The organism is Burkholderia sp. MSMB1078WGS (assembly GCF_001528895.1).
Classification (GTDB): Bacteria; Pseudomonadota; Gammaproteobacteria; order Burkholderiales; family Burkholderiaceae; genus Burkholderia.
Map to the genome: position 1 here is coordinate 1 of NZ_LPDI01000003.1, position 25,963 is coordinate 25,963.

Annotated in this window: 17 protein-coding genes; 11 read left to right on the forward strand and 6 right to left on the reverse strand. The window is 68.9% G+C overall.

Going from position 1 to position 25,963, the window contains the following annotated elements; translation table 11 throughout:
- Positions 1-273: 273 nt before the first annotated feature.
- Positions 274-2,001, forward strand: coding sequence for an AMP-binding protein (locus WT24_RS00465; RefSeq protein ID WP_059791219.1), 1,728 nt, complete (start codon positions 274-276; stop codon positions 1,999-2,001).
- 745 nt (positions 2,002-2,746) lie between these two features.
- On the opposite strand, the gene WT24_RS00470 is transcribed toward WT24_RS00465, so the two are convergent.
- A complete protein-coding gene (locus tag WT24_RS00470) occupies positions 2,747-3,547 on the reverse strand; it encodes a transporter substrate-binding domain-containing protein (protein ID WP_060030405.1) in 801 nt (266 codons plus the stop codon).
- A 149-nt stretch (positions 3,548-3,696) separates the two neighbouring features.
- On the opposite strand from WT24_RS00470, the gene hemE reads away from it, so the two are divergent.
- The 4 genes from hemE (at position 3,697) to WT24_RS00490 (ending at position 13,046) form a co-directional block, all read left to right on the forward strand.
- Positions 3,697-4,791 carry a uroporphyrinogen decarboxylase gene (hemE, locus tag WT24_RS00475; protein ID WP_306453327.1) on the forward strand — a complete coding sequence of 365 codons (1,095 nt, stop codon included), beginning with the start codon at positions 3,697-3,699 and terminating at the stop codon, positions 4,789-4,791.
- A 451-nt stretch (positions 4,792-5,242) separates the two neighbouring features.
- Entirely contained in the window at positions 5,243-7,504 is a 2,262-nt protein-coding gene (locus WT24_RS00480) for a primosomal protein N' (protein WP_060030408.1), read from the forward strand.
- 385 nt (positions 7,505-7,889) lie between these two features.
- On the forward strand, positions 7,890-11,822 hold the full coding sequence (gene putA, locus WT24_RS00485; protein WP_059503176.1) for a trifunctional transcriptional regulator/proline dehydrogenase/L-glutamate gamma-semialdehyde dehydrogenase: 3,933 nt from the start codon (positions 7,890-7,892) through the stop codon (positions 11,820-11,822).
- An 84-nt stretch (positions 11,823-11,906) separates the two neighbouring features.
- Positions 11,907-13,046, forward strand: coding sequence for a branched-chain amino acid ABC transporter substrate-binding protein (locus WT24_RS00490; protein WP_034209639.1), 1,140 nt, complete (start codon positions 11,907-11,909; stop codon positions 13,044-13,046).
- A gap of 124 nt (positions 13,047-13,170) precedes the next feature.
- Here the strand turns inward: WT24_RS00490 and WT24_RS00495 are convergent, their stop codons facing one another.
- Both WT24_RS00495 and WT24_RS00500 read right to left on the reverse strand, forming a co-directional pair.
- On the reverse strand, positions 13,171-14,679 hold the full coding sequence (locus WT24_RS00495; RefSeq protein ID WP_060030410.1) for a class I adenylate-forming enzyme family protein: 1,509 nt from the start codon (positions 14,677-14,679) through the stop codon (positions 13,171-13,173).
- Between the two features lie 51 nt (positions 14,680-14,730).
- The gene (locus WT24_RS00500; RefSeq protein WP_060030412.1) at positions 14,731-16,383 is read right to left on the reverse strand and encodes an acyl-CoA dehydrogenase family protein; all 1,653 of its coding nucleotides are present in this window, start codon (positions 16,381-16,383) and stop codon (positions 14,731-14,733) included.
- A 120-nt stretch (positions 16,384-16,503) separates the two neighbouring features.
- On the opposite strand from WT24_RS00500, the gene WT24_RS00505 reads away from it, so the two are divergent.
- From WT24_RS00505 to WT24_RS00520, 4 genes are all read left to right on the forward strand, one after another.
- Positions 16,504-17,172, forward strand: coding sequence for a TetR/AcrR family transcriptional regulator (locus tag WT24_RS00505; RefSeq protein ID WP_060030414.1), 669 nt, complete (start codon positions 16,504-16,506; stop codon positions 17,170-17,172).
- Between the two features lie 204 nt (positions 17,173-17,376).
- Positions 17,377-18,531 (forward strand): pyridoxal phosphate-dependent aminotransferase, encoded by a 1,155-nt coding sequence (locus tag WT24_RS00510; protein WP_059503186.1) that lies wholly within the window; start codon positions 17,377-17,379, stop codon positions 18,529-18,531.
- A 60-nt stretch (positions 18,532-18,591) separates the two neighbouring features.
- A complete protein-coding gene (locus WT24_RS00515; RefSeq protein WP_059503188.1) occupies positions 18,592-19,380 on the forward strand; it encodes an ABC transporter substrate-binding protein in 789 nt (262 codons plus the stop codon).
- Between the two features lie 15 nt (positions 19,381-19,395).
- The gene (locus WT24_RS00520) at positions 19,396-20,826 is read left to right on the forward strand and encodes an FAD-binding oxidoreductase (protein WP_060030416.1); all 1,431 of its coding nucleotides are present in this window, start codon (positions 19,396-19,398) and stop codon (positions 20,824-20,826) included.
- A 44-nt stretch (positions 20,827-20,870) separates the two neighbouring features.
- Here the strand turns inward: WT24_RS00520 and WT24_RS00525 are convergent, their stop codons facing one another.
- Together WT24_RS00525 and cadR are read right to left on the reverse strand one after the other, a co-directional pair.
- A complete protein-coding gene (locus tag WT24_RS00525) occupies positions 20,871-21,443 on the reverse strand; it encodes a PadR family transcriptional regulator (protein ID WP_059503192.1) in 573 nt (190 codons plus the stop codon).
- A gap of 68 nt (positions 21,444-21,511) precedes the next feature.
- Positions 21,512-21,943 carry a Cd(II)/Pb(II)-responsive transcriptional regulator gene (gene cadR / locus WT24_RS00530; protein ID WP_027783182.1) on the reverse strand — a complete coding sequence of 144 codons (432 nt, stop codon included), beginning with the start codon at positions 21,941-21,943 and terminating at the stop codon, positions 21,512-21,514.
- 81 nt (positions 21,944-22,024) lie between these two features.
- Between cadR and WT24_RS00535 the strand changes: the two genes are divergently transcribed.
- Positions 22,025-24,535, forward strand: coding sequence for a heavy metal translocating P-type ATPase (locus tag WT24_RS00535; RefSeq protein WP_060030418.1), 2,511 nt, complete (start codon positions 22,025-22,027; stop codon positions 24,533-24,535).
- A 10-nt stretch (positions 24,536-24,545) separates the two neighbouring features.
- The gene (locus WT24_RS00540; protein ID WP_060030420.1) at positions 24,546-24,941 is read left to right on the forward strand and encodes a zinc ribbon domain-containing protein; all 396 of its coding nucleotides are present in this window, start codon (positions 24,546-24,548) and stop codon (positions 24,939-24,941) included.
- 90 nt (positions 24,942-25,031) lie between these two features.
- Here the strand turns inward: WT24_RS00540 and WT24_RS00545 are convergent, their stop codons facing one another.
- Positions 25,032-25,913 carry a GyrI-like domain-containing protein gene (locus WT24_RS00545; RefSeq protein ID WP_060030560.1) on the reverse strand — a complete coding sequence of 294 codons (882 nt, stop codon included), beginning with the start codon at positions 25,911-25,913 and terminating at the stop codon, positions 25,032-25,034.
- Between the last annotated feature and the right edge of the window lie 50 nt (positions 25,914-25,963).

A 25,963-nucleotide genomic window follows, 5' to 3' on the forward strand; every position in this document is an offset into this window, starting at 1 on the left:
ACCGCCCGGTGCGGACCCGCATGCCGGGTGGTGTGGGAGGGGATCGGTCAGACTCTCTGACCGCCCCTATCCCGATCCGCCGTTTTCGTCCGTTTTTTGCGGGCCGGATCGTATCGTCCGGTCGTGCTATTTCACCCGTACGCCGCGATTCGATGTCAGAGTATCGTCAGCGGAGCGCGGCATCATCCGCGGTGAGGCCGGCCGTCGCGATTGTTGCGGCGGCGGGCGCGGTGCGCGCGCGGGCCGATCGGACAAAAACGGACGGAGACATCGATGGCAGCAGACCTTGGCAAGGGGGCGCTGATCGCGCCCGAAAACGGACTGTCCTACGTGCGCGGCGCAACCGACGTGCCGCTATCCGAAGCGACGATCAGCCGGTTCCTGCTCGACACGGCGGGGCGCTTTCCCGACCGTCCGGCCGTCGTGTTCCGCGAGCAGCAGGTGCGCTGGACCTGGCGCGAGTTCGCGGACGAAGTCGACGTGCTGGCCGCCGGGCTCGCGGCGCTCGGGATCGTGAAGGGCGACTGCGTCGGCATCTGGTCGCCGAACCGCAGCGAATGGCTGCTCACGCAGTTCGCGACCGCGCGGATCGGCGCCGTGCTCGTCAACATCAATCCGGCCTACCGGCTGTCGGAACTCGAATACGCGCTGAACAAGGTCGGCTGCAAGGCCGTGATCTCGGCCGAGCGCTTCAAGACGTCCGCGTACGTCGAGATGCTGCAGACGATCGCGCCGGAGCTCGCGACCGCGACACCGGGCGACCTGCACGCGGCGCGCGTGCCGAGCCTGCGCACGATCGTGTCGATGGGCGAGGTGGCGCCCGCCGGCATGTTCCGCTTCGCGGACGTGATGGCGCGCGGCCGCCAGGCCGTCGATCCGGCGCTGCTCGATGCGATCGGCGCGACGCTCGCGGCCAACGATCCGATCAATATCCAGTTCACGAGCGGCACGACCGGCAGCCCGAAGGGCGCGACGCTCACGCACCGCAACGTCGTCAACAACGCGCGCTCGATCGCGATGGCGATGCGTTTCACCGAACAGGATTCGCTCTGCATCCCGGTGCCGCTCTATCACTGCTTCGGGATGGTGCTGGCCGTGCTCGCGTGCGTGTCGAAGGGCGCCGCGATGGTGTTCCCCGGCGAAGCGTTCGACCCGGTCGCGACGCTCGCGGCGGTGGCCGAGGAACGGTGCACCGCACTGCACGGCGTGCCGACGATGTTCATCGCGGAGCTCGATCATCCGGAGTTCGCGAAATTCGACCTGTCGACGCTGCGTACCGGGATCATGGCCGGCTCGCCGTGCCCGATCGAGACGATGAAGCGGGTCGTGTCGCAGATGCATCTTTCCGAAATCACGATCGCGTACGGGATGACGGAGACGAGCCCCGTGTCGTTCCAGAGCTCGACCGACGATCCGCTGGAAAAGCGCACGACGACGGTCGGCCGCATCCAGCCGCATCTCGAAGTGAAGATCGTCGATCCGGCTGGCGACATCGTGCCGGTCGGCGCGACGGGCGAGCTGTGCACGAAAGGTTATTCGGTGATGCTCGGTTACTGGGACGACGATGCGAAGACGCGCGAGGTGCTGGTCGACGGCTGGATGCATACGGGCGACCTCGCGACGCTCGACGAGGACGGCTACTGCAACATCGTCGGCCGCCTGAAGGACATGGTGATTCGCGGCGGCGAGAACGTCTATCCGCGCGAGATCGAGGAATTCCTGTTCCGGCATCCGAAGATCCAGAGCGCGCAGGTGTTCGGCGTGCCCGATCCGAAGTACGGCGAGGAGCTGTGCGCGTGGATCGTGCTGCGCGCGGGCGAGCAGATGACCGAGGACGACGTGCGCGCGTTCTGCAACGGGCAGATCGCGCACTACAAGATTCCGCGCTATATCCGCTTCGTCGACGAACTGCCGATGACGGTGACGGGCAAGGTGCAGAAGTTCGTGATGCGCGAGCGGATGATCGAGGAGCTGAAGCTCGACGTGCAGAAGACCGCGTGAAGCAAGACGATACGGGAAAATGCGGAGAAAACATGGCGGCCTGCGGGCCGCCCGGTGCAGGTCGCTACGTTTTCGATGGACGAAAAAAAGCGGGCTTATTAGCCCGCTAAAAACCACACGCTACGGGGTTAGCGCGAGGAGACCAAAGATGAAACCGGATCCGGCGGGGGGCCGGAAACGACTCCAACAGGGATGCCCCTCGGAAGGGCTTCGGTACGTGACCGACTGGCTCGCAGCGCTTCGCGTCCGCTCACACTTGGCACACGAGACCGCATCCGTGTTGAAACCGTTGAGGCCATTGTGGGCGAATTAATGACCCGTCGCGGTAACAAAGTGTTTCAGGTTGTAACGCCCGCCAGATAAGGCTTTCCGGGATTTTTTGCTGTTTTCGGGGTCCTGAAAAAGGTCATTTTTACCCATATTTTCCATCGCGTTTTCAAGGTATGCGCGCGATGCGTTTTTCACGCGTATCGGGCGCGACGAATTGCCGATTTTCACGCGAGAAAGTGCATGGCGCGATCGATACCGCGCATGACGATTCATTCGTCAGAAAGATTTTGAAACGTGATCGGAATGCGCGAAAGTCGGCCGTTCGGCCAATCCCGCGAATGCTGCGCCGACGGCGAGCGCCGCGGCGCGAAGGGAAGATGTAACGGCGGCACGCCGGCGCCGCTCCTGGCGAGAGGTCGGCGCCCGGCGGCCGCGGGGTCGATGCCCGTGACCGGCCGCCGTGGCGCGGGCGCGCCTACTTCAGCCACTTGTCCGAAATCGCCTGATATTCACCGGTGGACAGCGCAAGATGCAGCCACTGGTCGACGTACTGCTGGAACACGACGTCGCCGCGCGGCACCATGTACGCCTTCTCGCCGAACTGGAACGGCTTGTCCGGATGCACCGAGCAAAGGCCCGGATTCAGTTTTTGCTGCAACAGCGTCTCGGATGCATCCGTCACCATCACGTCGGCCTTGCCCGCGAGGATCTGCTTGAAGATCGTCACGTTGTCCGGATACACGGCGAGGTTCGCATGCGTGAAGAACTGCTTCGCGAAGCGCTCGTTGGTGCCGCCCGGATTCACGATCACGCGCGTCTCGGGCCGGTCGATCTGCGCGACGGTCTGGTACTTGTCGGCATCCGCGCAGCGCACGATCGGCGTCTTGCCGTCGACCACGTACGGCTGCGTGAAGAACACGCGCTTCTGGCGCTCGAGCGTCGTCGACACGCCGCCCACCGCGATGTCGCACTTCGCGACGAAGTCGTTGGTGAGGTTCGACCAGCTCGTCTTCACGTAGTCGGTCTTCACGCCGAGCGATTTCGCGAGCGATTCCGCCATGTCGATGTCGATGCCCTCGAAGCGGCCGTCCGCGCGGTAGTACGAATACGGCTTGTAGTCGCCCGTCGTGCACACGCGCAGCGCGCCGCGCGCGAGCACGTCGTCGAGCCGCGTGCCGGCGGCCGGCCCAGTCGTGGCGGTGCCGGCCGCGGTCTGCGCGTGCGCGGCGGTGCAGCACAGCAATGCGGTCGCTGCGAGCGTGGCGAATGTCTTCATCGGTCTCCTCCTTGGTTCGGTTCGATATCAGCGTCCGATCATAGCGGAGCCATCGCGCGCGTCATATGGCCGCCATCGCGTCGGCATGCGCAGTCCGATCGCGGCTGTCCGGTAAAATGCCGCTTTGCCTTCGCATCGTCGCTCCTACCGTGGCCCATAACCTGCTCAACGACACCTTCCTGCGTGCGCTTCTGCGCGAGCCGACCGACTACACGCCGATCTGGCTGATGCGCCAGGCCGGCCGCTACCTGCCCGAATACAACGCGACGCGCGCGCGCGCCGGCAGCTTCCTCGGCCTCGCGAAGCATCCCGACTACGCGACCGAAGTGACGCTGCAGCCGCTCGAGCGCTTCCCGCTCGACGCCGCGATCCTGTTCTCGGACATCCTGACGATTCCTGACGCGATGGGGCTCGGCCTCGACTTCCAGGTCGGCGAAGGGCCGAAGTTCGCGCATCCGGTGCGCACCGAGGCCGACGTCGCGAAGCTCGCGGTGCCGGACATCGAGGAGACGCTCGGCTACGTGACGGGCGCCGTGCGCGAGATCCGTCGCGCGCTCACCGACGGCCAGGGCCGTCAGCGCGTGCCGCTGATCGGCTTCTCGGGCAGCCCGTGGACGCTCGCGTGCTACATGGTCGAAGGCGGCGGCTCGGACGATTTCCGCACGGTGAAGTCGATGGCGTATTCGCGCCCCGACCTGATGCACCGGATCCTCGACGTGAACGCGCAGGCGGTGGCCGCGTACCTGAACGCGCAGATCGATGCGGGCGCGCAGGCCGTGATGATCTTCGATACGTGGGGCGGCGCGCTGGCCGACGGCGCGTACCAGCGCTTCTCGCTCGATTACATCCGCCGCGTGGTGTCGCAGCTCAAGCGCGAACACGACGGCGAGCGCGTGCCGGTGATCACGTTCACGAAGGGCGGCGGGCTGTGGCTCGAGGAGATCGCGGCGACCGGCGTCGACGCGGTCGGGCTCGACTGGACGGTCAACCTCGGTGCCGCGCGCGAGCGCGTCGCGGGGCGAGTGGCGCTGCAGGGCAACCTCGACCCGACGATCCTGTTTGCACCGCCGGCCGCGGTGCGCGAACAGGCGCGCGCGGTGCTCGACAGCTACGGCAACCATCCGGGCCACGTGTTCAACCTCGGGCACGGTATTTCGCAATTCACGTCGCCCGATCACGTCGCCGAACTCGTCGACGAAGTGCATACCCACAGCCGCGCGATCCGTAGCGGAGCGGCGGACTGAATGCAAGCGCCGTCATGCTGCGCCGCGCAATGACGGCGTTTCGTCGTTGAAACTAAACAGGACGCAACCCCGCTCCCGTCGCCGATTCGGTGCTTGTCAAGACTTGACTTATACACATTTTCCACGTTGCACCGCGGTAGAGCCCCGTATCGGTCAATTTGTCTCGCTATTGTTCGGTGATTTGAATAGCAGCCTTATGGAATAAGGCTTCGCGGGGGCCAGCGACAAACGGTGAAAAACAGCGGAAAGCACGGCCCCGCGCGCGTTGCGGCCGTTGAGCGGCGAGTTCTCAACAAAGTTATCCACAGGCTGGGCAGGGTATACGGCGATTCCTAATGCGAATCCAAAACTTAGCGCCGAATCTGAAGTTTTACTTTAAGTTCGCCACCGCGACGTGGGCGCGGGTGCAAGCCGTCCGTCCGCTACGTGTCGCCGCTGCCGGAGCGTGTCGATGAGCGGCGTCTACCTGCGCGTGGCGCTCGACCATCCGCTCGCGACCCTGTTCGACTACCGCTGCGACGCGCAGCCGGCGCCCGCGCCCGGCACGCTCGTGCAGGTGCCGTTCGGCAAGCGGCAGGCCGTCGGGCTCGTCTGCGAAGTCGCCACTCACACCGATGTGCCGCCGTCGCGGCTGCGCGCGGTCGAGGCGGTCTGCGCCGATCTGCCGCCGCTGTCGGCGGACTGGCTCGCGCTCGTGTCGTTCGCGGCCGACTACTATCAGCGCGGGCGCGGCGAAGTCGCGTTGCCGGCGCTGCCGCAGGCGCTGCGCGACGCAGGGCGCTGGGGCCGGCTGCTCGCGCCGGAAGTGCGCTACCGGCCGACCGAAGCCGGCCGCGCGGCGCTGCCCGATGCGTTGCCCGCGCGCGGCGCCGCGCTGCGCCGGCTCGCGCAGGCGTTGGTCGATACCGGCTCGCTGGCACTGCCCGACGCGCGCACGCTGCATCCGAAGGCGGCCGCGACGCTCGACGACTGGGCGGCGCGCGGCTGGGTGGACGTCGAGGAGATCGGCTGGGCCGATGCGCCTGTGGCCAAACCTGTGGATAACCTGTCGACAAGCGGTGGACGGGCTGTGCCGCCGGCGTTGACGGACCAGCAGGCCGAGGCGCTCGACGCGCTCCGCGCCGCGCAGGGCTTCGCGCCGTTCCTGCTGCACGGTGTGACGGGCAGCGGCAAGACCGAGGTCTATCTGCATGCGCTCGCGTCGCTGCTCGACGCGCGGCCGGACGCACAGGCGCTCGTGCTCGTGCCGGAAATCAACCTGACGCCGCAGTTCGAGGCCGCGTTTCGCGCACGCTTCGCGGGCGCGCTCGCCGACGACGCGATCGTCACGCTGCACAGCGGGCTCGCCGAAGGCGAGCGGGCGCGCAACTGGCTCGCCGCCCACACGGGCCGCGCGCGGATCGTGCTCGGCACGCGCCTCGCGGTGCTCGCGTCGATGCCGACGCTCGCGCTGATCGTCGTCGACGAGGAGCACGAGCCCGCGTACAAGCAGCAGGAAGGGCTGCGCTATTCGGCGCGCGATCTGGCCGTGTGGCGCGCGAAACAGCTCGGCATCACGGTCGTGCTCGGCTCGGCCACGCCGTCGCTCGAAAGCTGGTGGCAGGCCGAGCAGGGGCGCTACACGCGGCTCACGTTGTCGCGCCGCGCGGTGGCCGACGCGGCGCTGCCGACCGTGCGGCTGATCGATCTCGAAGAAGAGCGGCGGCGCGGGCGCGCGTCGATGGGCGGCCTGTCGGGGCCGCTCGTCGCGGCGCTGAAGGCGCGGCTCGAACGCGGCGAACAGAGCCTCGTGTTCCTGAACCGGCGCGGGTACGCGCCGCAGCTCGCGTGCGACGCATGCGGATGGGTGGCCGGCTGCCCGCGCTGCAGCGCGTACGTCGTGCTGCACAAGCCCGAGCACGCGCTGCGCTGTCATCACTGCGGCTGGGAAGCGCGGATTCCGCGGTCGTGCCCGGAGTGCGGGAACGTCGACATCGCGCCCCTCGGGCGCGGCACGCAGCGCATCGAGGAGACGCTCGCCGAGGCCGTGCCGGGCGCGCGGATTCTGCGGATCGACGCGGACAGCACGCGCCGCAAGGGCAGCGCGCAGGCGCTTTTTTCCGACGTGCACGCGGGCGAGGTCGATATCCTGGTCGGCACGCAGATGATCGCGAAGGGGCACGATTTCCAGCGCGTATCGCTCGTCGGCGTGCTCAATGCCGATACCGCGCTGTTCTCGCACGACTTCCGCGCGAGCGAGCGGCTGTTCGCGCAGCTGATGCAGGTGAGCGGCCGCGCGGGGCGCGCCGGGCTGCCGGGCGAGGTGTTGGTGCAGACGCGCTATCCGCGTCACGCGCTGTACCACGCGCTCGGGCGGCAGGACTACGTGGGCTTCGCGAATTCGACGCTCGGCGAGCGTCGGGACGCGCACTTGCCGCCGTTCGTCTACCAGGCACTGCTGCGCGCCGAAGGGCGCACGCTCGACGCGGCGCTCGCGTTCCTGCTGCAGGCCGCGGCCGCGTTGCCGGGGCTGCCGGGCGCCGATCGCGTGACCGTGTACGACGCGGTGCCGATGACGATCGTGAAGGTTGCGAACGTCCACCGCGCGCAGTTGCTGCTCGAAAGCGCGTCGCGGGCGGCGCTGCAGCATGCGCTGCGCGCGTGGCAGCCGGCGCTGCGCGCGCTGAAGGGCGTGCTGCGGTGGAGCGTCGAGGTCGATCCGCTCGATATCTGAACGGCATCCACGCGGCCGTCGCGCGGGCCGCGGCCGAATGCCGGTAACCCGGGCCGCCGGGCGGCCCCGAATCGTCGTCTCCCGTCGCTTGGCTCGACGCCGGGCCGGCACCGCACCCTGTCACCCCAGTGCAACCCGTTTTCGGCCGCTCTCGCGCAGGCCGACGGTTGCACACGCCCGTCGAATTTGCCCGATCAGGGAAAACACCGATCCCGAGACCACGGGCAACCCCTAGGTTGCAACTGCATAAGTGTCTGATTATATTGACTAACTCATGGGTGCAACCTATCTCTCAATTTGGTTGCACCTTTTTATTGCGTGCCGTAGGATTTCGCGCATCCTCTTACACCACACAGCCGGGCTCGCACCGGCGCACGAACCCACCATGGCAAGCACGACTCTCGGCGTCAAAGTCGACGATCTTCTCCGCTCGCGCCTCAAGGACGCCGCCGCGCGTCTCGAGCGCACTCCCCACTGGCTGATCAAGCAGGCGATCTTCGCGTATCTCGAGCGGATCGAGCACGGCCAGTTGCCGCCCGAGCTGTCGGGCCACAGCGGGGTGACGGAGCTCGCCGACGGGCAGGCCGCGGACGGCGACGACGACAACTCGCCGCATCCGTTCCTCGAGTTCGCGCAAAACGTGCAGCCGCAATCGGTGCTGCGCGCGGCGATCACGGCCGCGTACCGCCGTCCGGAACCGGAATGCGTGCCGTTCCTGCTCGGCCAGGCGCGTCTGCCCGCGAACCTGCAGGCGGACGTGCAGGCGCTCGCGACGAAGCTGGTCGAGGCGCTGCGCGAGAAGAGCTCGGGCGGCGGCGTCGAAGGGCTGATCCACGAGTTCTCGCTGTCGAGCCAGGAAGGCGTCGCGCTGATGTGCCTCGCCGAAGCGCTGCTGCGCATTCCCGATCGCGCGACGCGCGACGCGCTGATCCGCGACAAGATCAGCAAGGGGGACTGGCGTTCGCACGTCGGCCACGCGCCGTCGCTGTTCGTGAACGCGGCGACCTGGGGGCTGATGATCACCGGCAAGCTCGTGACGACCAACAGCGAAGCGGGCCTGTCGTCGGCGCTCACGCGCCTGATCGGTCGCGGCGGCGAGCCGCTGATCCGCAAGGGCGTCGACATGGCGATGCGTCTGATGGGCGAACAGTTCGTCACCGGCGAAACGATTTCCGAGGCGCTCGCGAACAGCCGCAAGTACGAAGCGCGCGGCTTCCGCTATTCGTACGACATGCTCGGCGAAGCGGCGACGACCGAAGAGGATGCGCAGCGCTACTACGCGTCGTACGAACAGGCGATCCATGCGATCGGCAAGGCGGCCGGCGGCCGCGGCATCTACGAAGGCCCGGGCATCTCGATCAAGCTGTCGGCGCTGCACGCGCGCTACTCGCGCTCGCAGCAGGACCGCACGATGAGCGAGCTGCTGCCGCGCGTGCGCGCGCTCGCGCTGCTCGCGCGCCGCTACGACATCGGCCTGAACATCGACGCGGAAGAGGCCGACCGCCTCGAACTGTCGCTCGACCTGCTCGAGGCGCTCTGCTTCGATCCGGAGCTCGCTGGCTGGAACGGCATCGGCTTCGTCGTGCAGGGCTACCAGAAGCGCTGCCCGTTCGTGATCGACTACCTGATCGACCTCGCGCGCCGCAGCCGTCACCGCCTGATGATCCGCCTCGTGAAGGGCGCGTACTGGGATACCGAAATCAAGCGGGCGCAGGTGGACGGCCTCGAAGGCTATCCGGTCTACACGCGCAAGATCTACACCGACGTGTCGTACCTCGCGTGCGCGAAGAAGCTGCTCGCAGCGCCGGACGCCGTATATCCGCAGTTCGCGACGCACAACGCGTACACGCTGGCCGCGATCTATCACCTGGCCGGCCAGAACTACTACCCGGGCCAGTACGAATTCCAGTGCCTGCACGGGATGGGCGAGCCGCTGTACGAGGAAGTCACGGGCCGCGACAAGCTGAACCGTCCGTGCCGGGTGTACGCACCGGTCGGCACGCACGAGACGCTGCTCGCGTATCTGGTACGCCGTCTGCTGGAAAACGGCGCGAACACGTCGTTCGTGAACCGCATCGCCGACAAGACGGTATCGGTGAAGGAGCTGGTCGCCGATCCGGTCGACGAGGCATCGAAGGTCGTGCCGCTCGGCGCGCCGCACGCGAAGATCCCGCTGCCGCGCAATCTGTATGGCGACGAGCGTCCCAACTCGATGGGCCTCGACCTGTCGAACGAACACCGTCTCGCGTCGCTGTCGTCCGCGCTGCTCGCGAGCGCGCACCATCCGTGGCGCGCGGCGCCGATGCTCGCCGACGACGCGCTCGCCGACGCACCGGCGCGCGACGTGCGCAACCCGGCCGACCTGCGCGACGTGGTCGGCACGGTCAGCGAAGCGACGGCCGAACACGTGAGCGCGGCGCTCGCGCACGCGGTGGCCGCCGCGCCGATCTGGCAGGCGACGCCGGTCGACGCGCGCGCCGATTGCCTGGTGCGCGCGGCCGATCTGCTCGAAGCGCAGATGCACACGCTGATGGGCCTGATCGTGCGCGAAGCCGGCAAATCGCTGCCGAACGCGATCGCCGAGATCCGCGAGGCGGTCGACTTCCTGCGCTACTACGCGGCGCAGATCCGCGGCGAATTCTCGAACGACACGCACCGTCCGCTCGGCCCCGTGGTTTGCATCAGCCCGTGGAACTTCCCGCTCGCGATCTTCATGGGCCAGGTAGCCGCGGCGCTCGCCGCCGGCAACACGGTGCTCGCGAAGCCGGCCGAACAGACGCCGCTGATCGCCGCGCAAGCCGTGCGACTGCTGCGCGAGGCCGGGGTGCCGGCCGGTGCGGTGCAGTTGCTGCCGGGCACGGGCGAAACCGTCGGCGCGGCGCTGGTCGCCGATCCGCGTACGCGTGCGGTGATGTTCACGGGATCGACCGAAGTCGCGCGCCTGATCAACAAGACGCTCGCCGCGCGCCTCGACCCGGACGGCAAGCCGATCCCGCTGATCGCCGAAACGGGCGGCCAGAACGCGATGATCGTCGACTCGTCGGCGCTCGCGGAGCAGGTCGTCGCGGACGTGATGCAGTCGTCGTTCGACTCGGCCGGTCAACGGTGTTCGGCGCTGCGCGTTCTGTGTCTGCAGGACGACGTCGCGGACCGCACGCTGACGATGCTCAAGGGCGCGATGCACGAGCTGGCGCTCGGCAACCCCGACCGGCTGTCGACCGACGTCGGCCCGGTGATCGACGCCGAAGCGAAGCAGACGATCGACGCGCACGTCGCGGCGATGAAGGACAAGGGCCACGCGGTCACGCAACTGCCGATGCCCGATGCCTGCGCGCACGGCACGTTCGTGCCGCCGACGCTGATCGAGATCGGCAGCATCGACGAGTTGAAGCGCGAAGTGTTCGGCCCCGTGCTGCACGTGGTGCGCTACCGCCGCAACCAGCTCGACAAGCTGCTCGAGCAGATCCGCGCGACCGGCTACGGGCTCACGCTCGGTATCCACACGCGGATCGACGAGACGATCGCGCACGTGATCTCGAATGCGCACGTGGGCAACATCTACGTGAACCGCAACGTGATCGGCGCGGTGGTCGGCGTGCAGCCGTTCGGCGGCGAGGGGCTGTCGGGCACGGGCCCGAAGGCCGGCGGCGCGCTGTACCTGCAGCGCCTGCTCGCGACGCGTCCGTCGGGCCTGCCGCGTTCGCTCGCGCAGTCGCTGATGGCGGACGGCGCGACCGAAAGCGATGCGCGCGGCAACCCGGCGGCGGCGCTCACGACGCTGCGCGACTGGCTGATCGAGCAGCGCGAGCCGGCGCTGGCCGCGCGTTGCGACGGCTATCTCGCGCAGGTGCCGGCCGGCGCGACCGCCGTGCTGACCGGCCCGACGGGCGAGCGAAACACGTATACACTCGGCCCGCGCGGCACGGTGCTGTGTGTCGCGGCCACGCCGGGCGGCGCGCGTGCGCAGTTCGCGGCGGTGCTGGCGACGGGCAACCGCGCACTGTTCGCCGGCGCGGCGGGCGAGGCGCTGGTTGCCGCGCTGCCGGCGTCGCTGAAGGCGCACGCGGCCGTGCGCAAGCAGGCCGACGCGCCGTTCGACGCGGTGCTGTTCGAAGGCGACAGCGACGAGCTGCAGACGCTCGTGAAGGACGTCGCGCAGCGGCCGGGCCCGATCGTGTCGGTGCAGGGCGTGTCGGTGGGCGCGTTCGAGAACGGCGACGCGGAGGACTACGCGCTCGAACGGCTCCTGACGGAGCGCTCGGTGAGCGTGAACACGGCCGCGGCGGGCGGCAATGCGAATTTGATGACGATCGGCTGATCATCCTTGCCGTTCGGATCAAACAAAGGAAGCGGCAAGGCGATCCCGAAGCCGCTCCATTTACCCTGGTACCAAGGAGATGCTATGCAACACACGATGAAAAAGGTGGCAGGCGCGACGTTCGTCGCGGTCATGTCGCTGGCGGGGACGGCCCATGCGGATGACGTGAAGATCGGTTACGCAGGGCCGATGACGGGCGCGCAGGCGCACTACGGCAAGGATATGCAGAACGGGATCGTGCTCGCGCTGGAAGACTTCAACGCGACGAACCCGAAGATCGGCGGCAAGGCCGTGAAGTTCGTGCTCGACACGCAGGACGACCAGGCTGACCCGCGTACGGGCACGACGGTCGCCCAGAAGCTGGTCGACGACGGCATCAAGGGCATGCTCGGCCACTTCAACTCGGGCACGACGATTCCCGCATCGCGCATCTACGCGAACGCGGGCATTCCGGAAATCGCGATGGCGACGGCGCCGGAATACACGCAGCAGGGCTACAAGACGACCTTCCGCATGATGACGTCCGACACGCAGCAGGGCTCGGTGGCCGGCACGTTCGCGTCGAAGGATCTCGGCATGAAGAAGATCGCGATCGTCGACGACCGCACGGCCTACGGCCAAGGTCTCGCCGACCAGTTCGAGAAGGCCGCGAAGGCCGGCGGCGCGACGATCGTCGACCGTGAATTCACGAACGACAAGGCAGTCGACTTCAAGGCGATTCTGACGAAGCTGAAGGCGGCGAAGCCGGACCTCGTCTACTACGGCGGCGCGGATTCGCAGGCAGCGCCGATGGTCAAGCAGATGAAGGCGCTCGGCATCACCGCACCGCTGATGAGCGGCGAAATGGTGAAGACGCCGACGTTCCTGAAGATCGCGGGTGCCGCGGCCGAAGGCACGATCGCGTCGCTGGCCGGCCTGCCGCTGGAAGAAATGCCGGGCGGCAAGGCTTACGCCGACAAGTACAAGAAGCGCTTCGGCGAAGACGTGCAGACGTACTCGCCTTACGCGTACGACGGCGCGATGGCGATGCTGAACGCGATGAAGAAGGCCGATTCGACCGATCCGGCGAAGTACCTGCCGGTGCTCGCGAAGACCGACATGGCCGGCGTCACGTCGACGCACGTCGCGTATGACGCGAAGGGCGACCTGAAGAACGGCGGCATCACGATGTACAAGGTCGAGAAGGGCGACTGGAAGCCGCTGAAGAGCATCGGCGGGAAGTAAGCAGGCTGCTGATGTTCTGATTCGCGGGTGGCGGCGAAGGCCGCTGCCCGACCGTTCAGGCACGTGAAAAAGCCACCGGGCCGTAATAACGACCCGGTGGCTTTTTTTATCGGCGCGAGCGGGGCTACTCGCCGCGCACGCGCAGCAAAAACTTCTGCAGCTTGCCGGTCGGCGTGCGCGGCAGCGCCTGCACGAACGTGAATTCGCGCGGGACCTTGTACGCGGCGAGCCGCTCGCCGCAGAACGTGCGCAGCGCATCCGCATCGGGCGCCGCGTTCGCCCGCAACACGACGTGCGCGACGACCGTCTCGCCCCAGTCCGGATGCGGGACGCCGACGACGGCCGCCTCGGCGATGTCCGGGTGCGCGCCGAGCACGTCCTCCACTTCCTTCGAATAGACGTTCTCGCCGCCGGTGACGATCATGTCCTTCAGCCGGTCGACGATGAACAGATAGCCATCCTGATCGATCCGTGCGAGGTCGCCGGTGCGATACCAGCCGTGCGGCGCGAACGCGGCGCGCGTCGCGGCCGCGTCGTCGAGATAGCCGAGCATCATGCTGTCGGCCTTGAGCCAGATCTCGCCGGTTTCGCCCGGCCGCGCATCGACGCCGTCCATCCGCACGACCCGCAGGTCGACGCCCGGGCCGCCCTGGCGGCCGATCGAGCCGGCCTTCGCGATCTGCTCGTCCGGATACAGCGTCGTGCCGGCCGGCCCGGTTTCCGTCATCCCGTACACGTGGAAGAACGCGTGGCTGCGGTACGCGTGGGCGAGCCGTTCGGCCTGCGCGGCGCCGATCGGGCCGCCGCCGTACAGCCACGCGCGCACGCTCGACAGGTCGAATGCCGCGAAGCCGTCGATCGTGTCGAGCGGCAGCGTATACGACACCGGCGCGCCGAAATACAGCGTCACGCGCTCGCGCTCGACGGTCTGCAGGAAGCGCAGCGGATGGTATTCGCGCAGCAGCACGACGGTGCCGCCCGCGTACAGCGTGCCGCCGAACCAGTTGTTCAGCGGCGACGAATGCCAGATCGGCATCGCCATCAGCGTGCGCTCGTGGCGGCCGATCCCGGTCGCGAGCGCCGCCTGCATCGCCGCGAGCGTCACCGTGCGATGACTGTGCACGCAACCCTTCGGACGGCCGGTCGTGCCGGACGTGTAGAGGATCTGCGCGATGTCGTCGTCGGCCGGCTCGATGCCCGCGAGGCCGTCCATCGTCGCGCACATCGTGTCGAAGTTCGGCACGCCGTCGAGTTCGCCCTCGGTCACGAGACGCCGCGCCGGATGCACGATGCGCTCGACCACCGGCGCGAGCGCCACGTCGAACAGCAGGGCCTTGCTGCCGCTGTGTTCGAGCACGTAGTCGACTTCCGGCGCCTGCAGCTTGTGGTTGATCGGCACGAATGCCGCGCCGAGGCGCCATGCGCCGAACATCAGGTCGACGAAGGCCGGCGTGTTGAAGCACATCGCGGCGACGCGATCGCCGGCCGCGACGCCGAGCGCGCTCAGCACGGCCGCCGCGCGGTGCGAACGCTCGCGTGCGACCGCATACGTGATCGTCGCGGATTCGTTGACGAGGAAGGGCTTGTCGGGCGTTGCGCGGGCGGCGCGGTCGAGGGCGGCGACGAGGTTCATCGAGGCTCCGGGGCGGGCGGACGACTGCGGATTCGGGTGAGCGGGCTGGGGTCAGGCCGGGTACGCGCGTTGCAGCAGCGCGGCGACGTCGATCGCATGCGGATCGAAGCCGCCCGCAACGCGGCCCCAGTCGGGCCCGGCGAGCCGCGTCGCGACGAACGCGTCGGCGACGGCCGCCGGCGCATCGCGGCGCAGCAGGCACGCCTGCGCGACGATCGCGAGCCGTTGCGCGAACACGCGGCCCGATGCTTCGAGCGTGTCGGCCGGGGCGGCGAGCATCGCGCGCAACGCGTCGAGCGCCGCGCGAATGCGCGGTTCGCCCGCACCGAGGCCGGCCAGTTCGTCGAACAGCGCGGCGGCCGCGTCGGGCTCGCGCGATACCGCGCGCAGCACGTCGAGGCACATCACGTTACCCGAGCCTTCCCAGATCGAATTGACGGGCGCCTCGCGGAAGAGGCGTGCGATCGGGCCGTCGTCGACGTAGCCGTTGCCGCCGAACACTTCCATCACCTCGCCGGTCAGCTCGACCGCGCGCTTGCAGACCCAGAATTTCGCGGCGGGCGTGACGATCCGCTTCCATGCGCGTTCGCGCGGCGAGTCGTCGCGCTCGAACGCGTCGGCGAGCCGCATCGCGAGCGACAGCGCCGCTTCGCTCTCCAGCGCGAGATCGGCGAGTACGGTACGCATCAGCGGCTGCTCGGCGAGCGCGCGGCCGAATGCGTGGCGCCGGCGCGTGTACGCGATCGCCTGCACGACGCCCTGGCGCAGCATCGCCGCGCTGCCGAGCACGCAGTTCAGTCGCGTATAGGTGGCCATCTCGATGATGGTCGGAATGCCGCGGCCTTCGTCGCCGAGCATGATCCCCCATGCATCGTTCAGCTCGATCTCGCTGCTCGAGTTGCTGCGGTTGCCGACCTTGTTCTTCAGCCGCTGGATCTCGACCGCGTTCTTCGTGCCGTCCGGCCGCCAGCGCGGCACGTAGAAGCACGAGGGGCCGCCGGCTTCGGTGCGCGCGACGACGAGGTGTGCGTCGCACATCGGCGCGGAGAAGAACCACTTGTGGCCGCGCAGCCGGTATTCGCCGCCGCGCCCGCCCGCGCCGGCCGGCGTGGCGAGCGTCGTGTTCGCGCGCACGTCGGAGCCGCCCTGTTTCTCGGTCATGCCCATGCCGAACCAGATCGCGCGCTTGTCGGCGACCGGCACGTCGCGCGGATCGTAGTCGTCGCTGTAGAGCTTGTCGCGCAGCAGGCCCCACAGCGCCGGCTCCTTCTGCAGCACGGGGATCGCGGCCTGCGTCATCGTCGCGGGGCACAGCGTGCCGGCCTCGATCTGGCCGTGCAGGTAGAAGCCGGCGGCGGTCGCGGCCCAGCGGCCGCGGCGCGCGTCGCGGAACGCGAGCGACACGAAGCCTTCGTGACGATACAGGCCGAGTAGTGCGTGCCATGCGGGATGGAAATCGACGCGGTCGATGCGTCGGCCGCGCCGGTCGAACGCGTTCAGTTCCGGCGTGTGGCGGTTCGCTTCGTCGGCGAGCCGCGCGGTATCGGCGCTGCCGAGCCACGCACCGTACGCGTCGAGCTGCGGCACGGCCCAGTCGGCGCCCGCCCGGGCGAGCGCGTCGCGCAACGCGAGATCCGTCGCGAAGAGGTTATAGTCGACGAGTTCGTCGAACTGGTTCGTGACGGCGTGAGTCGAGTCGGTCATCGCGATGGTCTCCGGTCTCATGCTTCGCGGTCGGCCGGCGTCGTGCCGCACGGAGGGCGCGTCGGCGCGGGTTCCGGCTTCCGGTGAAACGTATTCCCTGCTGAATTCAGAGTAGCAAATATGCCGCCGCGACATGTTCAGGTTCCGGCGCCGCCCGGCTCGCCGGCGGCGCAACCCGCGCCCGCGTTGCGCCGCCGGCCGCGCCAGTCGCGCGCGCAGGCGAGCTCCGACGCGCTGCAACAGGCGTTCGTTCAGCTTTTGCTCGAACGCGGCTACGCGAAGGCGACGATCCGCGAGATCGCGGCCGTCGCAGGCGTCAGCATCGGCACCTTCTACGAGTATTTCGGCGACAAGCAGAGCCTCGCGGCGCTCTGCATCCACCGCCGCGTGCTGGCGCTGGCCGACCGGCTGCGCGACACGGTGCAGCGGTTGCGCGGCGCGCCGCGGGCCGAGCTCGCCGCTGCGCTGGTCGACCTCCAGGTCGATGCGATCGCCGCCGACGCGGCGCTGTGGAGCGCGCTGTTCGTGCTGGAGCGGCAGGTGTCGCCGCTGGCCGCCTATCGCCGGCATTACGACGCCTATGTCGCGCTGTGGCGCGACGCGCTCGCCCACGCGGCCGACCCGCCGCCAGCCGTGCGGCTCGACGGGCTCGCGCGGATGGCCCATACGATCTGCTACGGCGGGCTGTCGCAGGCGTTGCTGACGCTCGGGCCGGCGCTCGATTTCGCCGCGCAACGCCGCGAACTGCGGGCCGTGCTGCTCGCGTACCTCGCGGCGGCGCACGCGTAGCGTTTCTTGGGGAAATGCCCGATCCGCATATCGGGCGCCCGGGCGGGCCTTGCCGTCGAGGGCTTATCGCCGCAGGCCATGAGAAAAATGCATGGCCGCCATGACGAACTTTCGATTGTCCATCGATATTGGCTGGGGCTAAATCATGCGGCAGATGCAGGCCCGCACATGGCGCGGCCCGCCCGAAGGACATCAGGAGGAGTCATGCGAAGCGCCACCGCGCCCCGTTCGAAACTGCCCGACGTCGGGACGACGATCTTCACGGTGATCGGCCAACTGGCTGCTCAACACGACGCGTTGAACCTGTCGCAGGGCGCCCCCAATTTCGCGCCCGATCCGGCGCTCGTCGAAGGCGTCGCGCGCGCGATGCGCGACGGCCACAACCAGTACGCGCCGATGGCCGGTGTGATCGCGCTGCGCGAGCGGCTCGCCGAGAAGACCGAGGCGCTGTACGGCGCGCGCTACGACCCGGCCACCGAGATCACGGTGATCGCGAGCGCGAGCGAAGGGCTTTATGCGGCGATCAGCGCGCTCGTGCATCCCGGCGACGAAGTCATCTATTTCGAGCCGTCGTTCGACAGCTATGCGCCGATCGTGCGGTTGCAGGGCGCGACGCCGGTCGCGATCAAGCTGTCGCCCGCGCACTTTCGCGTGAACTGGGACGAGGTGGCCGCGGCCGTCACGCCGCGCACGCGGATGATCATCGTCAACACGCCGCACAACCCGACCGCGACGGTGTTCTCCGCCGACGATCTCGAGCGGCTCGCGCAGATCACGCGCGACACGGGCATCGTGGTGCTGTCCGACGAAGTCTACGAGCACGTCGTGTTCGACGGCGCGCGGCACCAGAGCGTCGCGCGCCACCGCGAGCTGGCCGAGCGCAGCGTGATCGTGTCGTCGTTCGGCAAGTCGTTCCACGTGACCGGCTGGCGCGTCGGCCATTGCCTCGCGCCGGCCGAGCTGATGGACGAGATCCGCAAGGTGCACCAGTTCATGGTGTTCTCGGCCGACACGCCGATGCAGGTCGCGTTCGCGGAGATTCTCGCGCGGCCGGACAGCTATCTCGGCCTGTCGGCGTTCTACCAGGCCAAGCGCGACCTGCTCGCGCGCGAGCTGGCCGATTCGCGTTTCGAGCTGCTGCCGAGCGAAGGCTCGTTCTTCATGCTCGCGCGCTTTCGCCACTTCTCGGATGAAAGCGACAGCGATTTCGTGCTGCGCCTGATCCGCGACGCGCGTGTCGCGACGATTCCGCTGTCGGCGTTCTATACCGACGGCACCGACGCCGGCGTGATCCGGCTCAGTTTTTCTAAGGACGACGCGACGCTGGTCGAAGGCGCGCGGCGGCTGCGTTCGCTGTAAAAAATGGGGACGGGCATCCGGCGACGGGCATCCCGCATCGACCAGACACAGGAGATCACGATGAAGCACACGGCCACCCTGAAACTCGCGTTCGCACTCGCGTGCGCAATCGGCTCCGGCGCGGCGTTCGCCGATGCGCCGACGTTGCGTTTCGGCCTCGAAGCGCAATACCCGCCGTTCGAATCGAAGGCGCCGAACGGCGACCTGCAGGGCTTCGACATCGACGTCGGCAATGCCGTCTGCCAGACGGCGAAGCTGTCGTGCAAATGGGTCGAGACCTCGTTCGACGGGCTGATTCCGGCGCTGAAGGGCCGCAAGTTCGACGCGATCAACTCGGCGATGAACGCCACCGAGCAACGGCGCCAGGCGATCGATTTCACGACGATCATCTATCGCGTGCCGACCCAACTGATCGCGCGCACCGGCAGCGGCCTGCTGCCGACGCCGGAGTCGCTCAAGGGCAAGCGCGTGGGCGTGCTGCAGGCGTCGATCCAGGAAACCTTCGCGAAGGCGCACTGGGAGCCGGCCGGCGTCGCGGTCGTCGCATACCAGGACCAGAACCAGGCGTATGCGGATCTGGTCGCGGGCCGCCTCGACGCGACGCTCGTGCTCGCGCCGTCCGGCCAGCGCGGCTTCCTGTCGCGCCCGGACGGCAAGGGCTTCTCGTTCGTCGGGCAGCCGGTGCACGACGACAAGATTCTCGGCAGCGGCATCGCGTTCGGCCTGCGCAAGGGTGACGATGCGCTGAAGGCGAAGCTCGACGCGGCGATCGACAAACTGAAGGCGGACGGCACGGTGAAGTCGCTCGGCCTGAAGTATTTCGGCGATATCGACATTTCGACGAAGTAAGCGGGGCCGCGCACGATGCCCACCCCGAACCCGAGCGCGGCGGGCCGCGAACCGGACGGCATGCCGCAGCCGGGCGATGCCGTCGATGCCGTGCTCGCCGCCGAACTGGGCGACGCGCTCGTCACGCGCGCAGCCGATATCGATCCGCATTACTTCACCGCGTACAACGAGCCGGCCGGCGTGCGGCCGCGTGCGCTGGTGCGCCCGCGCAGCGTCGACGACGTGTCCCGCACGCTCGCGGTGTGCACGGGGCTCGGCCAGCCGGTCGTGCCGCAAGGCGGGCTGACGGGGCTCGCGCGCGGCGCGGTCGCGCTGGGCGGCGAGGTCGTGCTGTCGATGGAGCGCTTCGCCGGCATCGAAGCGCTCGACGCGGCGGCCGGCACGATTACCGTGCGCGCGGGCACGCCGCTGCAGACGGTGCAGGACGCCGCGCAAGCGGCGGGCTTCACGTTCGGCGTCGATCTCGGTGCGCGCGGCTCGTGCCAGATCGGCGGCATGCTCGCGACCAATGCGGGCGGGACGCGCGCGATCCGCTACGGGATGATGCGCGAGCAGGTGCTCGGGCTCGAGGTCGTGCTCGCGGACGGCACGGTCGTGTCGTCGATGAACCGGATGCTGAAGAACAACGCGGGCTACGACCTGAAGCAACTGTTCGTCGGCAGCGAAGGGACGCTCGGCGTCGTCACGCGCGCGGTGCTGCGGCTGCATCCGTTGCTCGCGGCGCCGGCCACGGCGCTCTGCCGCGTGCGCGACTACGATGCGGTGGTCGGGCTGTGGAACCGCGTGCGCGCGCTGCCGGAGGTCGTCAGTTTCGAGGCGATGTGGCCGTCGTTCTACGACCACGTCGCGCGTCATACGCCGGGCGTGTCGGCGCCGTTCGTCGGCGACGGCGGTTTCGCGGTGCTGATCGAATGCGCGACGAGCGCGCCGGGCGGCGATGCGCGCCATGCGCTCGAAACGGCGCTGGCCGAGGGGTTCGATGCGGCGCTCGTCGACGATGCGGTACTCGCGAGCTCCGAGCGGCAGGCGCGCGATTTGTGGACGCTGCGCGAAGGCCTTGCGATCGATGCGCTGCCCCATCTCGTCAACTTCGACGTGAGTCTGCCGACGGGCGAACTCGGCGCGTTCGCCGAACGCTGCGAGGCGGCGTTGCGGGCGCGCTGGCCGGCGCTCACGTGCCTGTTCTTCGGTCATGTCGGCGACGGCAACGTGCATATCGGCGTGTCGCTGGCCGGGATGACCGACGCGCACGCCGCTGCGATCGACGACTGCGTGTATGCGGTGGTGCGCGACATGGGCGGCTCGGTGTCGGCCGAGCACGGGATCGGCGTGCTCAAGCGGCCTTATCTCGCGCACACGCGCAGCGACGCGGAAATCGGGCTGATGCGGCGCCTGAAGGCCGCGCTGGACCCGCGCGGGATCCTGAATCCTGGCAAGGTGCTTTGACGGGGCGATTCCCGTTGCCGACGGGAAGCGGCCGGCGCGACGCGTCAGCCGTCCACCCAGCGCAGCGCGCCGATCTTCAGGTGTTCGACCACGCTGCGCGCCCAGTCGAGCTCCGCATTGAGCAGCACGAGCGCATGCTCGTTGTGCAGCAGGAACAGGCGCGGCACCTGGTCGGCCTGCGCGGTGGCGCGCAGCGCTTCCAGCCGCTCGCGCTCGGCATCGAGCCGTGCGATTCGCAGTTCGAGCTGATGGCGCGCATCTTCCGCGTCGAGCAACGGCAGGAACGCGAGGCCGGCGCCGAACGCCGGGAATTCACGCGCGGGCTCCGCGAGCAGCGTATGCAACCACGCTTGCCCGGCCGTGTGCCCGGCTTCGGTCAGCGCATACAGCGTGCGCTCCGGAAACGCGCCGTCGCGCTCGGTGTCGTGCACGGCGATCAGCCCGTCGCGCAGCAACCGGTCGATCGTCTGGTACAGGCTCGTACGCTGCCGCACGTTGACGACTTCGTCGTATCCGCGGGCCTTCAGTTGCTGCAGCATCCCGTACGGATGCATCGGCGTTTCGGTGAGCGTCGCAAGGACGGCCAGCGCGAGCGGGGACGGGCGGCTCGTAGACATGAATAGTTAAAATATATCTAGTAAAAATATAACTATTCTTAATCAGAGTATCTTGTTTGACAAGGATTTCAGCCGAGGTGCGAGCGCTTCGCGGCGGGCGCGACGGTTTCCATCGTCGCGAGGCCGTGCACGATTCCGCAATCCTCGACCGAATGCTCGCCGACGCAACGGCGGCGCAATTCGGTGAGCTGGTCGCGCAGATGCGTCAATTCCGCGAGGCGCGCATCGACGTGCCCGATGTGATCGTCGAGCAGCGAATTGATCGAATCGCAGCGATCGGCCGGCGTGTCGGTGAGTTGCAGCAGCGCACGGATTTCGTCGTGCGCCATGTCGAGCGCGCGGCAGTTGCGGATGAAGCGCAGCCGTTCGACGTGCACGTCGGTGTAGTTGCGGTAGTTCGAATCGGTGCGCTCCGCGTCCGGCATCAGCCCCTCTTTCTCGTAGAAACGGATCGTCTCGGGGGTGCAGCGGGCCGCTTTGGCCAGTTCGCCAATCTTCATGCCTTTCTCCCGTGCAAGGGTTGACCTTGTAGTGGCTTCAGGGTGTTAACTCTACACCGTCAAGCCACAAAGGAGGTTGTCATGACCGACGCCCAGCGTCCCCACGACCCGCGACACCGTCAGGCCGACGGCGCCGATGCCTGCTGCGCCGATTCGTGCGACACGCAGACGGCGACCGTTGCCGACGCGGCGCCGGCGGCCGGCGAGCGCGCGCACGGCCATGACCACGATCGCGGCCACGCGCACGCTCACGCAGCACACGGCGAGGCGGGTGACGACCACGATCACGACCATGCCGGCGACGACGAGCACGTGCACGGCGCCACGTGCTCGCACGACCCCGCCGCGCATGACCATGCCGACGACGACCACGACCACGCGGCCGGCGCATGCTGCGCGCCGGCCTCGCTGACGCTTGCGCCGCTGCCGGTCGCGCAGGCGACCGCGTCGGGCCACGTGCGCTCCGCGTTCCGGATCATGCAGATGGACTGCCCGACCGAGGAAACGCTGATCCGCAAGAAGCTCGGCGGGATGCGCGAAGTATCGGCGCTCGAATTCAACCTGATGCAGCGGATGCTGACCGTCGAGCACGTGCCCGGTGCGCAGCCGGCGATCGAAGGCGCGATCCGCACGCTCGGCATGACGCCGGAGGCCGCCACGGCCGGCGCCCCGGCGGCGCGCGCCGCCGCTGCGCCCGCGAAGCCGTGGTGGCCGCTGGCGCTCGCCGGCGTCGCCGCGCTCGCGTCCGAAGGTGCGACCTGGGCCGGGCTGCCGGTGTGGCTGTCGGCGGCGCTCGCGCTCGCCGCGGTGCTCGCGTGCGGGCTCACCACGTACAAGAAGGGCTGGATCGCGATCCGCAACGGCAACCTGAACATCAACGCGCTGATGAGCATCGCGGTGACGGGCGCGATGGCGATCGGCCAGTGGCCGGAAGCCGCGATGGTGATGGTGCTGTTCACGATCGCCGAGCTGATCGAGGCGAAGTCGCTCGACCGTGCGCGCAATGCGATCCAGGGCTTGATGCGGCTCGCGCCGGATACCGCGACCGTGCGGGAGGCCGACGGCGCGTGGCGCACGATCGAGGCCGCGCAGGTCGCGCTCGGCGCGGTCGTGCGCGTGAAGCCGGGCGAGCGGATCGGACTGGACGGCGAAGTCGTCGCGGGCCGCTCGACGGTCAACCAGGCGCCGATCACCGGCGAGAGCCTGCCCGTCGAAAAGACGACCGGCGACGCGGTGTACGCGGGCACGATCAACGAATCGGGCTCGTTCGAATACCGCGTGACGGCCGTTGCGGCCAACTCGACGCTCGCGCGGATCATCCACGCGGTCGAGGAAGCGCAGGGCGCGAAGGCGCCGACGCAGCGCTTCGTCGACCAGTTCGCGCGCGTCTACACGCCGATCGTGTTCGCGGTCGCGCTGCTGGTCGCGGTGGTGCCGCCGCTCGTGATGGGCGGCGCGTGGCACGACTGGGTCTACCGCGCGCTCGTGCTGCTCGTGATCGCGTGCCCGTGCGCGCTGGTGATCTCGACGCCGGTGACGATCGTGTCGGGCCTCGCGGCGGCCGCGCGGCGCGGGATTCTCGTGAAGGGCGGCGTCTATCTGGAAGAAGGGCGCAAGCTCGCGTGGCTCGCGCTCGACAAGACCGGCACGATCACGCACGGCAAGCCGGTGCAGACCGACTTCGACGTGCATGCGGACGGCGCCGATGCGGCGCGCGTGCGGCACCTCGGCGCGAGCCTCGCCGCGCGCTCCGATCACCCGGTGTCGCAGGCGCTCGCCGCCGCGGCCCGCGACGCCGGCACGACGGCATTCGCCGACGTGCAGGACTTCGAAGCGATCGTCGGGCGCGGCGTGCGCGGCACGATCGACGGCTCGCGCTACTGGCTCGGCAATCACCGGCTCGTCGAGGAACTCGGGCGCTGCTCGGCGGCGCTGGAGGCGAAGCTCGACGCGCTGGAGCGGCAGGGCAAGAGCGTCGTCGTGCTGGTCGACGACACGCGCGTGCTCGGCCTCTTCGCGGTGGCCGACACGATCAAGGACACGAGCCGCGACGCGATTGCCGATCTGCATGCGCTCGGCATCCGCACCGCGATGCTGACGGGCGACAACCCGCATACCGCTCAGGCGATCGCCCGGCAGGCCGGCATCGACGACGCGCGCGGCAACCAGTTGCCGGAAGACAAGCTCGCGGCGGTCGAGGAACTGTCGGCGGGCGGCGCGGGCGCGGTCGGGATGGTCGGCGACGGGATCAACGATGCGCCGGCGCTCGCGCGCGCCGACATCGGCTTCGCGATGGGCGCGATGGGTACCGACACGGCGATCGAGACGGCCGACGTCGCGTTGATGGACGACGACCTGCGCAAGATTCCCGCGTTCGTGCGGCTGTCGCGCGCGACGCACCGCGTGCTGGTGCAGAACATCGGCTTCGCGCTCGGCGTGAAGGTCGTGTTCCTCGGCCTGACGGTCGCGGGGCTCGGCACGATGTGGATGGCGGTCTTCGCCGACGCGGGCGCGAGCCTGCTCGTCGTGGCCAATGGCTTGCGGCTGCTGTCGTCCTCAGGGGCGTTCGGCAGCGCCCGGGCCGCGCGTTGAGGAGCGGGCGATGGGCTTTCTGAAACGGATTTTCGGCGGCCACGGCCACGGCCACGGCGGAAACCAGGGTGAGGGCAGCCCCGGCGGCCCCGGTAGCGGGCATCACGGCGGATATCACGGCGGGTCGCGCCCGGGCGGCCATGGCGGCCACGATGCGCGCGGCCGCGATCGCCACGGCTGGGGCTGGCAGGCGCCGGCCGATACCCGTGGCGGGCGAGGCGGCCAGGGTGGCAACATGCCGCTGAGCCAGCTCGCGTGCGCGGGCTGCGGTGCGCTCAACGAGGCAGACGCGCGCTTCTGCGCGCAGTGCGGCGCGGCGCAACGCGGCAAGGCTTGCAGCCGCTGCCATGCGGCGCTGGCGGCCGACGCGCGGTTCTGTCCCGGTTGCGGGACGCAGGCGGCTTAAGCCCCTCCGCAAGTTCGCGCCGGCCGCGCATACGCACGGGCCGGCGCGTTTCATTCGACGGCCGGCGAACGAAACGCACCGGCCCGTCGCTCAGCGCAGCGGCAGGTGAATTTCGGTGAGCAGGTCGGCCGGCGCCGTGTCCATCGGCGTATTGAGGTACAGCTCGAACGGCGGTGCATCGGCGGCTTCGCGGCCCGAGTGACGCAGCCAGTCGCCGTAGAGCCACTGGTAGGCCGTCTTCAGGTCCGCATACGGCCCCGTATGCAGCAGCACCGCGTATTCGCCGCCGGCGATCGTCACCCGCTCGACCGGCGGCGCGGGCGCCACGTCCGGCGCGCCGTCGGCCGGCATCCAGCACGCTTTCGCGCGCAACTGCGCTTCGGGCGTCGTGTCCGGATCGTCGTAGAAAATCCCGACCATTTTCGCGCCCGGGCCGATCAGCCCGTGCTGCCCGGCCCACGCGCCGATGCGTCCGAACGCGTCGCCCACTTTCATATACGCGCCGGTGTGCGTCACCGCGTAGCCGCGCAGTGCCGGCAGGCGCCGGATTTCGACCTCGTGCTTGAACATGTCTTCTTCTCCTCGCTGCAGGGGATAAATCGGCCGGTGGCTGCCGGTGCGCCGGTGCTGCGCGGGTAGCACGCCGTACACGTCGCGAAACGCCCGCGCGAACGCGTGCGTCGAACCGTAGCCCGCGCGCCGCGCGATCTCGTCGAGCGGCCGCGCGGTGCAGACCAGATCCTCGGACGCCCGCACGATCCGCATCCGCCGCACCGTCGACACGATCGACTCGCCGTACAGCGCGCGATAGACGCGCTGCCAGTGATACGGCGACAGGCACGCGATTTCCGCAAGCCGGTTCAGGTCGAGCGGGCCGTCGAGATGCGCGCCGATATACGCGTGAACGCGCGCCACGCTTGCTGCGTAGCGGACCCACGCGGGCGGCTCGGTCTTCGTTTCGGCTGGGGGCATCGGCGTGTCCGGGGCAAGAACCGACGCCACGGTAGCACGGCCCGAACGGA